We start from the raw sequence: 14,537 nt of genomic DNA on the forward strand, positions 1-14,537 counted from the left end.
CCCTGCCCCGGGACGCCTCAACGTTTGGCCTCGTCCGGCGCGCGGCGCGACATCTCCAGAAACTGGGCCACCACCTGATCGGCGTGCTGGTCGATCCAGGCCGACATGGCGAGCTCCTCCTGCAGGATGTCTTCGCAGACCCGCGCCGTTTCGGTGTCGCCCACGAAGCGGGCCCCCGCGATGATGTTCTTGTAGGCCGCGATCTCCATGTTCTCGAAGGCGTAGCTGAACATGCTGCCCTTGACCACCTCGTCGGAGGCCATCGCACCCGCGAAGCCCTGCATCGTGGCCATGGCCTTGGCGGCCATGTCCTTCATCATCGACGTGTCGCCGCCCAGCCGCTCGATGCAGCCGCGCACGCGCTCCGCCTGGTTGCGCGTTTCTTCGATGTGCTGGCGGATGCGCGCCTCCAGCTCCGGATAGTTCTTCAGCCGGCCGGCCATCGACGTCAGCATGGTCTCGGCCTGCTCTTCCATGGCGTGCGCGTCGCGCAGCCAGTCGAGCACGTGTTCGCGCGCCCGGTCATATTCACGTTCCGTCATGAGGATCCCCTTGAAGATCGGGCGGCGGGCGGGATGCCCGGCCGCCCTGTTGCGCCCGCGTCAGGGCAGGTCCGGTTTGGCGGGCATGCCCGCGCCGAGGTCCACGCCCGTGGCCGGGTCCGAAGACTGATCGGACGCCGTACGCGAGGCATAAGCCTGCATGGCGGCCAGCTCGTCGGGCTGCAATGTCACCGACGCCTGTCCGTCGCCGCCGTCGACCGCACGCTGGCGCTCGCGGTCTTCGACGAAGTCGAAATTCTCGTCGCTGTTCCACGGACCGCGCTGGTCTCCGGGGCCTTGCGACATGTCGAAGTACGTGCGGGCGAAGCGCGGGTCGCCCGGCAGCTTGCCCGGCGGGAAATTGGGCTGCATGGAGTACAGCGCCTTCTCGAACGACTTCTGATGCGCCACTTCGCGCGTCATCAGAAAGCCCAGCGCTTCCTTGACGCCCGGATCGTCCGTGACGTTGATCAGGCGCTCGTACACGATCTTGGCGCGTGCTTCGGCCGCGATGTTCGACCGCAGGTCGGCCGACGGATCGCCGATCGTGTCGATGTAGGCGGCAGTCCAGGGCACGCCGGCCGAATTGGTGAGCGGCGGGCCACCGCCGTACAGAATCTGCGTCACGTGCGAGTCGTTGCCCGCGCCGTGGATCTTGCGGTAGAGCTCCGCTTCGCTGTCGATGGCTTCGGCCAGCTCGCCCTTCGCGCCCTTGTTGAGCATGGCCACGAGCGATCCGATGATCTCGAGATGGCTCAGCTCCTCGGTCGCGATATCGAAGAGCATGTCGCGGCGGCCCGGATCGTCTTCGGCCACCGCCTGAGTGAAGTATCGACACGCGGCTGCCAATTCTCCCTGCGGTCCGCCGAATTGCTCCAGCAGCAGATTGGCCAGACCCGGGTTGGTCTGCGAGACGCGCGCGGTGTATTGCAGGCGTTTGTTGTGCATGAACATGGAAGGCTCCTCGAATGGAAATGCCGGCCCGCGCCGGCGGGGAGCAAGTCGCACACGGCGTTCCCACGACGCACTTGTTGCCGGGATCGCAAATTGCGCCGAACCCTGCAAGCCATGGGCGCCAATCCCTGATGGAGGACACAGCATGAGCCGCTATCGATCGATGCTTTTCCTATTGCCGGGAAGGGCGCTGGAGATCGCCGCGATGCCGATGTTCGCGCCCGGGTGAGTACACCCCTTTTCACATGCATCGGCGGGCCAGCGCGCCTTCCAACGCATGGCGAGCGACACACTTACGGACAGCTACGCCATTAGATGCATGCCCATGCAACTAATCGAAAGCCGAGTCGGCCAGAGGCGGCGCGCCGCGCGCCCGGCGACTCAGGGCCGGGCGGGTGCTGTCCGCTCACTTCAGGAGAATGCCGTGAAGGAAGGACAAACCCTTATCTTGACCCTCGGACAGGCGCGTGGCATCGGTGCCGCCTTTGCCGACAACCTGTGCGTGCCCCCGCACCTGGGCGAAGAGATCGCCCGCCGCTGGTATGCCCGTACGCAGGGTCCGAATGCGAAAACCTGGAAAAGCCTCACTGCCACGCTGACCCGTGAGCTGACCGCGCTGCGCGATGCGCAGGCCCAGGGCGTGGACGATGGATCCGGCGCGCCGTCGGCGCAGGGGCCGCCGGCGGGCACGGAGGGCGCATCGCGCACCGAGCCCGCGGGCGGTTAGCCGCGCCGCGCGCGGGGCTTGCGGCCGGGCGGCTGGTAGCGCAGCGCCTCGACGACCCGCGCCAGCGCCGGTGCGATGGGGCTGCGGTTGGGGTAATAGAGGTGGTAGCCGCTGTGCTGGGGCCACCACTCCTGCAGCACGGGCGCGAGCGCGCCCGTGGCGACGTGCGGTTGTGCGAGGTCGGCGGGAACATAGGCCAGGCCGAGGCCGTCGAGCGCCGCCTGCATCATCAGGAATGTGTTGTTGAACACGGTCTGCCCGTCCACGCGCACGCGCACCTGGCGGCCGCCGCGTTCGAATTCCCACGCATACAAACCACCGTGGGTCGGCAGGCGCAGATTCACGCAACGGTGCTGGGTGAGGTCGCGCGGACGCGCTGGCGCGGCCTGTGCTCGCAGGTACGCGGGGGCGGCAAACACGCCCATGCGAAAGTCCGGGCCGATGCGTACGGCGATCATGTCCTTGTCGATGATGTCGCCCACGCGCACGCCAGCGTCGAAGTTTTGCGCGACGATATTGGTGAGGCCGTAGTCCACGCTCAGTTCGACGTTGATGCCCGGCTGCTCGAGCAGGAGTCGGCTCAGGCGCGGCCATAGCACCGTCTGGATGGCGTGATCGTGAGCGGTGATGCGCACGGTGCCCGCGGGCTTATCCTGCAGTGCGCGCAGCGCGGCAAGCTCGTCGTCGATCTCGCTCAGCCGCGGTCCGGCCGTGGCGAGCAGCCGTTGGCCGGCCTCGGTGAGTGCGACGTTGCGGGTGGTGCGGGTGAGCAGCCGCACGCCCAGCCGCGCCTCCAGGGCCAGCATGGCATGGCTGAGCGCCGAGCGCGACACGCCCAGCCGTGCCGCCGCACGGGTGAAGCTGCGTTCGTGCGCCACCATGACGAAGCCGCGCAGGTCGTTGAGGTTCTCCATCGCGATATGAATCCGGATATTGGTGAGCAAAATTCACCAAAGCATGCGGATTTTACTGTCTTATCGGCAGACGGTTCGCTCTCTACACTCGATTCCAGGCTTACAAGAAGGGAATCGATCCATGAAATCCATCGCAGCAACCGCGCTCTCGCTCTCCATGGCGGCGGCGAGCGTCGGCGCCCAGGAGCGCGGCACCTCCCTGACGGTCACGTCTGCGGGCACGCAGGCGTCGGTCAAAGGTCAGGCCGACTTTTTCACCGGCGCCGTCCGCGTGGACAGCCTGTTCCAGGCTCCCCAGCCGGCCCGCGTCGGCGGCGGCACGGTCACGTTCGAGCCGGGGGCGCGCACCGTCTGGCATACCCATCCGCTCGGGCAGACGCTGATCGTCACGGCAGGCGTGGGCCGGATCCAGGAGTGGGGGCAGCCGGTGCGCGAGATCCGCGCCGGCGATACCGTATGGATCGCACCCGGGGTGAAGCATTGGCACGGCGCGGCGTCCACGACCGCCATGACGCATATCGCGATCAATGAAGCGCTCGACGGCAAGGCCGTGGACTGGCTCGAACCGGTGAGCGAGGTGCAATATGCTGGCAAGTAAATTGCGTTCCGCTTCGATGTTCGCGTCGTTCGTGATGGCCGCGGGCATGACCGCCGCCTGCGCCGAATCCGCCGCGCCGAAGGCCGCGAGCGCGGGTGCGAATGGTGGTTCCACGGCGGCTTCCGCCGACAGCGCGACGCGGCTGTCGGCCGCGCAACTCGCCATTGCGCCGATCGGCGCGACGGCGGCGGTGGGCGATATCGCGGGGCTGGAGCGCGCGCTCGAGCGCGGCCTCGATGCCGGGCTCAGCATCAGTCAGACCCGCGAGATCCTCGTGCAGGTCTATGCCTATGCAGGCTTTCCTCGCAGTCTGAACGCGCTCAACACGCTGATGAAGGTGCTGCAAGCACGCAAGCAGCGCGGCATCACCGATACCGAGGGCACGCCGCCCACGGCCTTGCCGGCGGATGCCGACCTCACCGCGATGGGTACCGAGACGCAGACCAGGCTCTCGGGCGCGCCCGTGAAGGGGCCGTTGTTCGAGTTCGCACCCGCGATCGATCACTATCTCAAGGCGCATCTCTTCGGTGCGATCTTCGCGCGCGACAATCTGGATTGGCGCGCACGCGAGCTGGCCACGGTCGGCATGCTGTCGGGGATGACCGGCGTGGAGCCGCAGTTGCAGGCACACATCCGCATCAGCCTGAACGCGGGCCTGACGGCGGCGCAGCTGCGGCAGTTACCCGCCGCGCTGCGGGAGCAAGGCGCGGCGCAGGCCGCCACGCGGCTGGAGGCGGCGCTGGCGCAGGGCGCCCGCTGATCGCGCAGCCCGCCGAAACGACGGCGGCGACCGGGCGGCCGGGCGGCCGGGCCGCCGGGCCGCCGCCGCCGTCATGTCGGTTGCCGCGTTGCCGTGCCCTCGCGCGGTACGTGTCCCATCACCTCGAGCCGCCGCACCAGTTCGCCCAGGCGCCGCAGCCGGTAGGCGGCCACATCCTGGTCCCGATAATCGTAGAAGCCCAGGCCGTCGCGCAGTCCGTTGCGGCCCTGCTCCATATTGCGTTCGATCACGGCCGGCGCCTGGAAGCGCGGCCCCAGCGCCACGTCGAGGTAGCGCGACGCGTAATAGAGGATGTCGTTACCGCCCCAATCGATGAACTCGAGCAGGCCCAGCACCGAGAAGCGCAGGCCGAAGCCCAGTCGTACCGCCGTGTCGATGTCCTCGGCGCTGGCCACGCCTTCCTCGACCATGCGGGCGGCTTCGTTCATCGCCAGCGCCTGAATGCGCGGCACGATGTAACCCGCCGAGGGTGAGCAACGGACGGGCACTTTATGCGCCTGGCGCAGCACCGCTTCCAGGCCATCCACGACCTCGGGTAGCGTGTCCGGACCGGGACTCACTTCGACGAGCGGGATCAGATGCGCGGGGTTGAGCCAGTGTGCGTTGAGAAAACGCGCGGGGTCCGGCGCGGCGTCGGCGAGCTGGGTGACGAGAAACGTGGACGTGGTGGAAGCGAGCACGCAGTCCGCGCCGATGCGTTCGCCGAGCCAGCCGAACACGTCCCGCTTGGCGTCCAGCCGCTCGGGCACCGCCTCGAACACGACCGGCGTGGCGCGCAACGGCGCCGCCGCGGCATCGCGCTCGTGCAACGTGATCCGGGCGAGCACCGCGTCGATGCGCTCTTGTGCGAGCAGGCCCAGCTGCGCCAGCGTGTCGAGCTCCGCGCGCAGGGCCTGGCGCACGCCGTCGAACACGGCGTCTTGCGCCGGCGCGTGGCGCGGCTTGGCATCGATCAGCGCCACCGGTAGCCCGGCGAAGGCATACGACACCGCGATGCCGATGCCCATGCGGCCCACGCCGACCACGGCGATGGCCGCGTCCTGCGGCCTTGCGGCCAGCGATCGCGGGTCTTGGCTCATGCCGGCACTCCGTCATGCAGCAGCGCGCGCAGCTGCGCCGGCGTCAGATGGTCCAGGCCCAGCGCGGTCAGGGTGCGGCCTTCGGCATAGAGATCGCGCCCGGTCACGGCGCTGGCAAGGCTCAGCAGGCCCTGCGCCACCGGTGTGGGTACGCCTGCCCACCGTCCGACCGATACCAGAAACGACAGACCCAGCCGCGTGTCTTCGAGCATGTAGCGGTGCGTGTGGAGGTCGATGTGTTCGCGCCAGTCGCCACTGTCGGTGAGCTTGCCGTGCGCGCCACGGCCGTACATCCACTCGTCGCCCGTTCTAGCGTAGTGATCCGCCAGCGGAAAATGCGGCGCGCCATACCCGAGCGCCTCGCGGACGGCGACGCGCTCCGCGTCGAGCGCATCGGTGACGCTGCGGATCGCGGCTTGTGTGCCCTCGTTGTGGATGTCCCAGGACTCGAAGTGTTGCAGCGGCCCGGCGTTCATCATGATGAGCGGCGGATGAATGATCGGTCCGGCGTTCATCAGCGCGCCGGATAGCGCGTCTTCGATGGGTTCGACGCTGGGGTAGGCGGCACGCAGGATATCGAATGCCGGTTCGGACAGGCGGCGGGGCAGGACGCCGGTCGGCAGTCGCGTGGCGTACGCGCTCACCACCACCCGTTCGCCGTGCTTGCGTGCCAGATAGGGCAAGGTGCCGGTCTCCGCGAAGGCCACGTCGGCCGTGTTGCCGGCCTCGCGCAGCGCCCGGGCAAACAGGTAGCTGCCGAAGGTGCCCGGCGGCAGGAACACCACCTGGCCGTCGCGCAGCAACGGCGCCAGCGCGGGCGCGAGCGATTCGTGTGTCGTGGCGGGGAGCGGGATGACGATGAGCGCCGCGCCGGTCACGGCCGCGCCGAGGGCGTCGGCGATCTGGATGCGGCCGGGGCCCGCGCCGAGCGGCACGGTGCGCGTGCCGCGGTAGTCGGTGACGCCGAGCGAGCCGGCCTGGCGCAGCGGCGCGAAGGCGGCGCCGTCGCGGCGCCACCAGGTCACCTCGTGGCCGTTGCCGGCGAGTTCCGCGGCCGCGGCGTAGCAGCCGTGCCCGCCGCCGATGATGGTGATGCGCATGATGCGGACCCTCGAACAGTTGCGTTGCGGGTCATGCTATCGGCGCGCCGGCGCGGATCATGGCCGGAATGCGCAGGCGCCGTTCCAAATCGGCAGCGCCGTGGCGGTGTCAGTGGCTCGCCGCCCGCAAGGTGTCGGAGGGCAGGCAGCCGTAGCGCTTGCGATAGTGCTGCGCAAAGTGGCCGAAGCTCGCCACACCGTGCCGCAGCAGGATGTCGGTGACGCTGGCGCCCACCGGCGCGTCGCGCAGTGCGGCATGCACCTGGGCGAGGCGTTGGCCGCGCATGTAGTCGCTGGGATTTTGCCCCAGGAAGCGCACGAAGCCGTTTTGCAGCGTGCGCACCGACACGCCGCAGTGCGCGGCCAGGTCGGCGAGCGCGATGCTGGCGTCGGCATGCTCATCGATGTAATCGCGCGCTTTGCGCACGTGGGCCGGAAGCGGCTGGCGCCGGTCCTGGGTGAGCGCGTCGGTGTGGTTGTGCGGCAGTTGCGTGAGCAATAACGAGGCAAGGTAGTCGTCGAACCCGGCGGCGAGCGTGCGGGACACGCTGGGCAAGGGCTGCGCGTAGAGCTGGCACAGATAATCGAGCGTGGCGCGCACGGCGGCCGCTCCCGGGTGCGAGGCGGGCACGTCGACCTCGAACACGATGGGCTGGCGCAGCGGGCGTTGCAGAAGATCCTGCAGATGGCGCTCGAGCGTGGTGCGCTCCATCCGCAGAATGAGGCTGCGGCAGTCCTGGTCGATGCTGATGGCGCTGTGCTCGGACGGCGACGAGAGCGTGAGTGATCCGGCGCGCAGGCCGGCACGCCGCGTGCCCTGGCGCAGCTCGCCGCTGCCCTGCAGCGTGGCCCGCACCAGATAGCAGCTTGCGATGTCACCGGCATCGATCTCGACGGCGGCGCCGTAATGCAGATCGTAGAGCGCGGCGCCGCCGAAGCGTACGCCATACAGGCGCGAGTGCAGATCGACGCCGGGCGCCACGCGCATGCGGTGCGACCACAGATGCTGGCTCACCTGATCCTTGATCTCGGCGGCGTTGGCGGACTGAAGCAGACAATGGCGATGCAGCGGGGGAGGAGAGTCGAGCATGCTTTCCTGCGCAAGAAGAACAGTCGTTGCGCGCGCGGTATAGCTGCGGCGCCCGCAAGGGCCGTAAAACGGTGAGACTGAACAGAAGGACTGCAAACGGATCTGCGTGACGGCCGGTGACCGGATTCAGGCAACGCAAGCCGCGGGCAGCTTCATACAAGGGGAAACCATGAGTGCCGACACCCGCGGGGACACCCCGCCGCGTAGTCATGCCTATGAATGGTATGTCGTGCTGATCTGCATGCTAGCGTACATATTTTCGTTCGTCGACCGGCAGATCCTGGCCCTGATGATCGAGCCCATCAAGCGCGATCTGCAGCTCTCCGACACCCAGTTCAGCCTGTTGCATGGCCTGGCATTCTCGCTCTTCTACGCGGTGATGGGCCTGCCCATCGCGGTGCTGGCCGACCGCTACTCGCGGCCACGCATCATCGCCATCGGCGTTGCGTTCTGGAGCCTGGCCACGGCGGCCTGCGGCCTGTCCCGCAGCTTCGCGCACATGTTCCTGGCGCGCATCGGCGTGGGCGTCGGCGAGGCCGCGCTGTCACCGGCCGCGTACTCGATGATGAGCGACATGTTTCCGCGCGACAAACTCGGGCGGGCGGTGGGCGTGTATTCGATCGGCGCCTTCGTGGGGGGCGGGCTCGCCTTTCTGATCGGCGGCTACGTCATCGATCTGCTCAAGACCGTCGATAGCGTAGCGGTCCCCTGGGGCACGATGAAGCCCTGGCAGCTGACGTTCTTCATCGTCGGGCTGCCGGGCGTGCTGGTGGCGCTGCTGATTCTGCTCACTGTGCGCGACCCCGTGCGCAAAGGGGTGAGCCGCGACGCGAACGGTCAGGCGGCCCGGCCCGGCATGGGCGTCACGATGCGCTTCCTCGGCCGCCACCGCGCCACGTTCACGTGTCACTACCTGGGCTTCTCGTTCTACGCCATGATTCTGTTCTGTCTGCTGGGATGGGCGCCGGCGTACTACATGCGCGCCCACGGCCTCACGCCCACGCAGGTCGGCTACATGCTCGGCGTGGTGGTGTTGATCACGAACACCGCGGGGGTGTTCTGCGGCGGCTGGCTGATGGACGCGCTGGCCCGCCGGGGCCGTCGCGATGCGCCGTTGCGTGCCGGCGTGATCGGCGCATGTCTGATGGGCGTGCCGGCCGTGGCCTTCACGCAGGTCGACAATCTTTACGTCTCGGTCGCGCTGCTGGTGCCGGCGATGTTCTTTGCCTCGTTTCCGATGCCCACCTCGACCGCGGCCATGCAGATCCTGCCGCCCAATCAGTTGCGTGCGCAAATATCCGCGCTGTTTCTGCTAGTGTCGAATCTGATCGGTCTCGGACTCGGCACCACGCTGGTGGCGCTGCTCACGGATCGCGTGTTCGGCACGCCCGCCGCCGTGGGCGACTCGATGGCGGTGCTGATCGGATGCGCCACGCTGGCGTGCATCGTGTTGTTGGGCGCGGGGTGTGGCGCCTACCGGCGCAGCCTGGCGCGCGAAGAGGCGCACGAAGCCCAGCCTGCGCCCGATGGCGCGGGCGACGCCGGATCAACCGCCGGCGTTGCGCCCACGGCGGTGACCGTGCGCTGATGACGGCGCCGCCGCCATCAGCGTGTCCAGAAACGCCTGGGCCAGGGCGGCGCGCACGCCGTTGCGCGGCCACAGCATGCCGATCTGGCGCACCGGGCACGGCGCCGGCAGCGCCCAGCGGCGCAGTGCGGGATCGGGCGCGCCGATCACCGGCCAGTCGGGCAGCACCGATACGCCGAAGCCTTCGGCCACCAGGCGTGCGATGTGCTCGATGCCATCGAGCTCGAACTGCACCTTGGGCCGGATGCCATGGCTGCGCAGGTACTGGTCGGCCATCTTGCCCGCCACCACGTTGCGGTCATAGCGGATGAACGGTTCGCGGGCGGCCACCCGCAGCGGGTCTCGCACCCGCAGCCCGGCCGGGGTCAGCAGGATCAGCGCCTCTTCGCGCAGCGGATGCCACGCGTAGGTCTTGGTCAGCTCGAAGGCCGGATGCACGAGGATCGCCGCGTCGAGGTCGCCCGCCGTGACGCGATCGAGCAGCCGCGCCGACGTGCCGGGCTCGATGTAGATCGGGATGCCGGGATGGGCCTGCTTCCAGGCGCGCAGCATCGGCGGCAGCATGCCCATCAGCGCCGATGGGGTGGCCCCCAGGCGCAGCGGGCCCGCGGGCAGGCCCGTGGCCGAAGCGGCCGAACGCAGATCGCTGGCGTCGCGCAGCAGGGCGCGGGCGCGATCGAGGATGCGCTGGCCCGCCGCGGTGGGCTGCACGGTGCGGCCGGCGCGTGCCAGCAGCGGCGTGCCGATGTCGGCTTCGAGCGCGCGCAGCTGCTGCGTGACCGTGGTGGGCGCGAGGTCGAGCCGCCGGGCCGCCTCGGCGATCGAACCGAACTCGGCGACGGCGACGAAGCTCTGCAGGAAACGGGTGTCCATGACCGCGTATTTTACGTGGTCTGAAACTGGAAATCGCCGATTCTTGTGCGTTCTCGCACAGGGCAGACTGGCTGGGCTTTGTTTCTCGACACGCACTGTCCCGCTGCGCCGGGGCGCGTGTACCGATCACTCAGGAGACCCTCTTGCCCATCATCGCCTCTATCGACGTCTGCGCGGCCCGTGTGCCGCTGGACAAAGTCACTTCGTTCTCCAACCGTACCGTCACGGAGCGCCACTACGGCCTGGTGAAGGTGCGCAGTGCCGACGGCATCGAGGGCGTCGGTTTTTGTTATGTGGGCAGCGCCGCCGGCGAGCTGTTCCGCGTGGCCGTGGAGCAATTGCTCGCCCCGGTGGTGCTGGGCCGCGATTCGCTGGCCGTCGAGGCGCTGTGGCAGGAGATGTACCAGGAAAGCCTGCTGCAGGGCCGGGCCGGGACGGTGCTGCGCGCGATCAGCGCCATCGACATCGCGCTGTGGGATCTCAACGCCAAGAGCGCGGGGCTGCCCTTGCACAAGTATCTGGGCGCGGCCCAGACCGACAGCGTCGCGGCCTACGCCAGCGGCGGCTATTACGTGGAAGGCAAGACGGCCGAGATGCTGGGCGAGGAGATGGCCAGCTTCGTCGAGCTGGGCTTCTCCGCGGTGAAGATGAAGATGGGCCGCTGGTCGCCGCAGGGCGAAGAGTCGCGCGTGCGCGCGGCGCGCGAGGCGATCGGCCCCGACGTGGAGCTCATGCTCGATTGCAATAACGGCTGGGTCGACACCGTGCAGGCGATGCAGTACCTGCGCCGGATCGAGCAGTACGACCCGTACTTCATCGAAGAGCCGTTCAGCCCGGACGACATCGAGAGCCACGCGCGCCTCGCACGGCTTACCAAAGTGCCGGTGGCCACGGCGGAAATCGGCTACGGCCGCTGGTATCACAAGCAACTGCTGGACGCGGGCGCGGCGGCCATTCTGCAGACCGACGCCGCCGTCTGCGGCGGCATCACCGAATGGAAGCGTATCGCCGCGATGGCGGCGGGCTACGGCGTGCAGGTGTGCCCGCACTGGTTCCACGACGTGCATGCGCCGCTTGCGGCCGCCACGCCGAACGCGCGCTATGTGGAATTCTTCTGGGACGACCAGGTGCTGAATTTCCGTCGGCTGATCGACCGGCAGCTGGAGCATCGCAAGGGCCGCGTCGTGCTGCACCAGGAACCCGGCCTGGGCTTTGGTTTCGACGAGAAGCAGGTCGCGAAATACGGCACCTGGAACCGCGTGTCCTGAGCCGATAGCCGCGCGCTGACTGCCAGGTGCGCAGGGTGCCGCGCGCCGGCTCAGGCCGGGCGCTTGCGGGACCGGCCCGCGCCCGGCGCCACGCCGATGCGCGGGTCGCGCGCCCGCACCGCCGCGACGAGCCGCGCGGCCGTGCTTTCGAAATCTTCGTGGTCCTGCGGCAGATACAGCCACTTGCCCAGCACCGGGTGTGGGCGCAGCGCGGGATACGCCGCGGCGAGCGAAGCATGGTGGGCATGCTCGGTACACACGAGCAGGCCGCTCCAGGGCGGATCGCGGTCGGACACGGTCAGGCAGAGCTGGCCGTCGAGATAGGCCGCCTCGCTACCGAAGATCCGGCGCCGCGCGTAGCCAGGGTCGGACTCGAGCGGTTCGAGCACCCACAGCAGCGTATTGGCGACCGCCGCCCGCGTGCGCGCGGGCGGGGCGAAGGGGTCGGCGCGGCGGCTCACGCGCGAGTCTTCCACGAGCCTGTCATTCGAGATTCGGATGACGGTCGGCGAGCCGCTGACGGCGTTCGCGCAGGGCCTCGATTTCCTGCTCCAGCGTTTCGATCTCGGCGTCGATGTCCTGCACGCTCTGCTCGATATGCTCGTAAGCCTGCTGCAACAGCACCTTGGCCTCGCGCCGGCTCGACGCGGTGGGCGTGGCGCCGCGCATCGGCCGGTTGGCCGTCTCGGGCAGGAAGAACGAGGTGATCAGGCCGACCACCGAGGCCGCCATCAGATAGAAGGCCGGCATCATGAGATTGTCGGTTTCTTCGACCAGCCACGCGGCCACGGTAGGCGTGAGACCGGCCACGATGATGGCGATGTTGAACGAGCTGGCCAGCGCGCTGTAGCGGATGCGCGTGGGGAACAGCGCGGGCAAGGTGGCGGCCATGATGCCGATCAGGCAGTTGAGGAACACCGCGATCAGCAGCAGGCCCAGAAAGATCAGGCCGGTGTTGTCGCTGCCGATCAGGTGGAAAGCCGGAATGGCCGACACCAGCAGGCCCAGACTCCCCACCAGCAGGAAGGGTTTGCGTCCGACCTTGTCGCTGATGAAGCCGACCACCGGTTGCACGAACAACATCCCGACCATCACCACCACGATGATGAGCACGCCGTGGCCTTCGGTGTAGCCCAGGCTGCCCGACAGATAGGTGGGCATGTAGGTGAGCAGCATGTAGTAGGTGATGTTGGTCACCAGCACCATGCCCACGCTCACCAGCAGGGCGCGGCGATACTTCGAGAAGATCTCGCCGAACGCGACCTTGGGTTTTTCCTGCACGGCATCGCGGTCTTCCTGCTCCATCTTCTCGAGCTGCTGCGTGAACGCCGGGGTTTCTTCGGCGGCGTGCCGCAGGTACAGGCCGAGCAGGCCGAGCGGGCCGGCCACGAAGAACGGAATGCGCCAGCCCCAGTCGAGGAAGGTCTGCTCGCCCAGCATGGTCTGCAACAGCACCACCATGCCGGCGCCGATCACGAAGCCCGCGATGGAGCCGAAATCGAGCCAGCTGCCCAGGAAGCCGCGCTGGCGGTCGGGCGCGTACTCGGCCACGAAGACCGCCGCGCCGGTGTATTCGCCGCCGACCGAGAAGCCCTGCGCCAGCTTGCACAGCAGCAGCAGAATGGGCGCCCAGATGCCGATGGCGGCGTAGGAGGGAATGAGGCCGATACAGAACGTGCTGATGGCCATGATGATGATGGTGAGCGAGAGCACCTTCTGGCGCCCGAAGCGGTCACCCATCACGCCGAAGAAAATGCCGCCCAGCGGGCGCACCAGGAATGGCACCGAAAACGTACCGAGGGCCGCGATCGTCTGCACGGCCGGCGAGGCGTCCGGAAAGAACACCTTGCCCAGCGCGAAGGCCACGAAGCCATACACGCCGAAATCGAACCATTCCATCGCATTGCCGAGCGCGGCCGCGGTCACGGCCTTCTTGAGCTTGGAATTGTCGATGACGGTGATGTCGCCGATCTCGAGCGGACGAACTTCTTGCTGCGCCGGGGTAGTCTCAGCCATGGCCTGTTCCAGAGAATGCACACCCACTGATTATGACCCCGAAATCGGCCTGCGGGTCGGTACCGATAATTCAGGAAATAGTCAGGATTGGCGCGGTGTTCGGCGGTGTCGCGGGCTGCTGCGCCGGCGCGTGATCGATCGCCGGACCACGTTCAATGACGGGTGGCCATCCAGAAGAAGGTGATGCCCGACACGATCAACAGGCCGTCAAGCAGCCGGTCGTAGGTGGTCTTCGACAACGCGAGGACGAGCGGCTTGCCGAGCGCCGTGCCGAGCATGATGCCGGCGCCGGTGAGCAGGCCCTGGGCGAGCACCGGCCACGGCAACGCGCCCTGGCTCGCGAAGGTGATCACCTTGCCCACGTAGAGGAACAGCGAGCTCAACGCCTCGGTGCCGAGAAAAGCGCCGCCGCTCAGGCCGTACGCCGTGAACGCCGGCACGCTCAGCGGGCCGGTGGAGAGCACCAGGCCGGTCAGAAAGCCGATGCCTGCGCCGCAGGCCGCAAGCTGGGCGAGCGAGAGGCGGCGCTGCCCGCGCGCCAGATGCCGCCGTACCCACACCATCGTCAGGAAGAACACGCCCAGGCCCGCGTCGATCGACCAGGCGGGCAAGCTCAGCATGGTGCGGGCGCCGAGCGCGGCCGCGGGCACGCCGGGCAGCGCGAACGCGAGCGCCGCGCGCCAGTCGGTGTCGCGCCACCAGACCAGGGCGCGCGCCAGATTGCCCATCACCGCGGCCACCGCCATGATCGGGATCGCGGCCTTCGGGCCGTACACGGATACGAGCACGGGCAGCAGGATCAACGAGGAGCCCGTGCCGATGACGCCGCTGATGCCGCCGGCGAGCAACGCGATCGCGAAAACGAAGAGATAGAGCAAGGTGCGGAGGGAGGAGACGCGCAGCGTGGTGGCAGGCATCTTAACCAACCGTAACGTCACCGGGGGCGGGCTTTAGTAAGATCGCTCGACTGCCCCGGCCGCGGAGGTGCAGGCGCGGCCGCCGCGCGC

The 14,537-nt window shown here is 68.3% G+C and carries 15 protein-coding genes; 5 read left to right on the plus strand and 10 right to left on the minus strand.

Annotated elements, in window-relative coordinates; all coding sequences use genetic code 11:
* Positions 1-17: 17 nt before the first annotated feature.
* Entirely contained in the window at positions 18-542 is a 525-nt protein-coding gene (locus CAL25_RS02280; RefSeq protein WP_094798314.1) for a ferritin-like domain-containing protein, read from the minus strand.
* Positions 543-602: 60 nt separating this feature from the next.
* On the minus strand, positions 603-1,496 hold the full coding sequence (locus tag CAL25_RS02285) for a manganese catalase family protein (protein ID WP_094798315.1): 894 nt from the start codon (positions 1,494-1,496) through the stop codon (positions 603-605).
* Positions 1,497-1,944: 448 nt separating this feature from the next.
* On the opposite strand from CAL25_RS02285, the gene CAL25_RS02290 reads away from it, so the two are divergent.
* Complete coding sequence (locus tag CAL25_RS02290) at positions 1,945-2,223, plus strand: hypothetical protein (protein ID WP_094798316.1); 279 nt, start codon at positions 1,945-1,947, stop codon at positions 2,221-2,223.
* On the opposite strand, the gene CAL25_RS02295 is transcribed toward CAL25_RS02290, so the two are convergent.
* A complete protein-coding gene (locus CAL25_RS02295; protein ID WP_094798715.1) occupies positions 2,220-3,143 on the minus strand; it encodes a LysR family transcriptional regulator in 924 nt (307 codons plus the stop codon). The two genes, CAL25_RS02290 and CAL25_RS02295, sit on opposite strands and share 4 nt — an antisense overlap.
* Before the next feature lie 115 nt (positions 3,144-3,258).
* On the opposite strand from CAL25_RS02295, the gene CAL25_RS02300 reads away from it, so the two are divergent.
* On the plus strand, positions 3,259-3,735 hold the full coding sequence (locus tag CAL25_RS02300) for a (R)-mandelonitrile lyase (RefSeq protein ID WP_094798317.1): 477 nt from the start codon (positions 3,259-3,261) through the stop codon (positions 3,733-3,735).
* Between the two features lies 1 nt (position 3,736).
* Positions 3,737-4,495 (plus strand): carboxymuconolactone decarboxylase family protein, encoded by a 759-nt coding sequence (locus CAL25_RS02305; protein WP_249278918.1) that lies wholly within the window; start codon positions 3,737-3,739, stop codon positions 4,493-4,495.
* Between the two features lie 71 nt (positions 4,496-4,566).
* On the opposite strand, the gene CAL25_RS02310 is transcribed toward CAL25_RS02305, so the two are convergent.
* From CAL25_RS02310 to CAL25_RS02320, 3 genes are all read right to left on the minus strand, one after another.
* Positions 4,567-5,574, minus strand: a complete 1,008-nt coding sequence (locus CAL25_RS02310; protein WP_432759221.1) for a 3-hydroxybutyryl-CoA dehydrogenase — start codon at positions 5,572-5,574, stop codon at positions 4,567-4,569.
* Positions 5,575-5,591: 17 nt separating this feature from the next.
* Positions 5,592-6,695, minus strand: coding sequence for an NAD/NADP-dependent octopine/nopaline dehydrogenase family protein (locus tag CAL25_RS02315; RefSeq protein WP_094798319.1), 1,104 nt, complete (start codon positions 6,693-6,695; stop codon positions 5,592-5,594).
* Between the two features lie 109 nt (positions 6,696-6,804).
* Positions 6,805-7,785, minus strand: coding sequence for an AraC family transcriptional regulator (locus CAL25_RS02320; RefSeq protein WP_094798320.1), 981 nt, complete (start codon positions 7,783-7,785; stop codon positions 6,805-6,807).
* A gap of 169 nt (positions 7,786-7,954) precedes the next feature.
* Here CAL25_RS02320 and CAL25_RS02325 point away from each other — a divergent pair, with 169 nt between their 5' ends.
* Complete coding sequence (locus CAL25_RS02325; protein WP_094798321.1) at positions 7,955-9,373, plus strand: spinster family MFS transporter; 1,419 nt, start codon at positions 7,955-7,957, stop codon at positions 9,371-9,373.
* On the opposite strand, the gene CAL25_RS02330 is transcribed toward CAL25_RS02325, so the two are convergent.
* Positions 9,332-10,246, minus strand: coding sequence for a LysR family transcriptional regulator (locus tag CAL25_RS02330; protein WP_094798322.1), 915 nt, complete (start codon positions 10,244-10,246; stop codon positions 9,332-9,334). The two genes, CAL25_RS02325 and CAL25_RS02330, sit on opposite strands and share 42 nt — an antisense overlap.
* Before the next feature lie 143 nt (positions 10,247-10,389).
* Here CAL25_RS02330 and CAL25_RS02335 point away from each other — a divergent pair, with 143 nt between their 5' ends.
* Complete coding sequence (locus tag CAL25_RS02335; RefSeq protein WP_094798323.1) at positions 10,390-11,514, plus strand: mandelate racemase/muconate lactonizing enzyme family protein; 1,125 nt, start codon at positions 10,390-10,392, stop codon at positions 11,512-11,514.
* 50 nt (positions 11,515-11,564) lie between these two features.
* Here the strand turns inward: CAL25_RS02335 and CAL25_RS02340 are convergent, their stop codons facing one another.
* The 3 genes from CAL25_RS02340 to CAL25_RS02350 form a co-directional block, all read right to left on the minus strand.
* Complete coding sequence (locus tag CAL25_RS02340; protein ID WP_249278919.1) at positions 11,565-11,990, minus strand: hypothetical protein; 426 nt, start codon at positions 11,988-11,990, stop codon at positions 11,565-11,567.
* A gap of 7 nt (positions 11,991-11,997) precedes the next feature.
* Positions 11,998-13,530 (minus strand): glycine betaine/L-proline transporter ProP, encoded by a 1,533-nt coding sequence (gene proP / locus CAL25_RS02345; RefSeq protein WP_094798324.1) that lies wholly within the window; start codon positions 13,528-13,530, stop codon positions 11,998-12,000.
* Between the two features lie 152 nt (positions 13,531-13,682).
* Positions 13,683-14,447, minus strand: a complete 765-nt coding sequence (locus tag CAL25_RS02350; RefSeq protein ID WP_094798325.1) for a sulfite exporter TauE/SafE family protein — start codon at positions 14,445-14,447, stop codon at positions 13,683-13,685.
* Between the last annotated feature and the right edge of the window lie 90 nt (positions 14,448-14,537).

The sequence above is a fragment of the Bordetella genomosp. 5 genome, assembly GCF_002261315.1.
Classification (GTDB): Bacteria; Pseudomonadota; Gammaproteobacteria; order Burkholderiales; family Burkholderiaceae_B; genus Bordetella.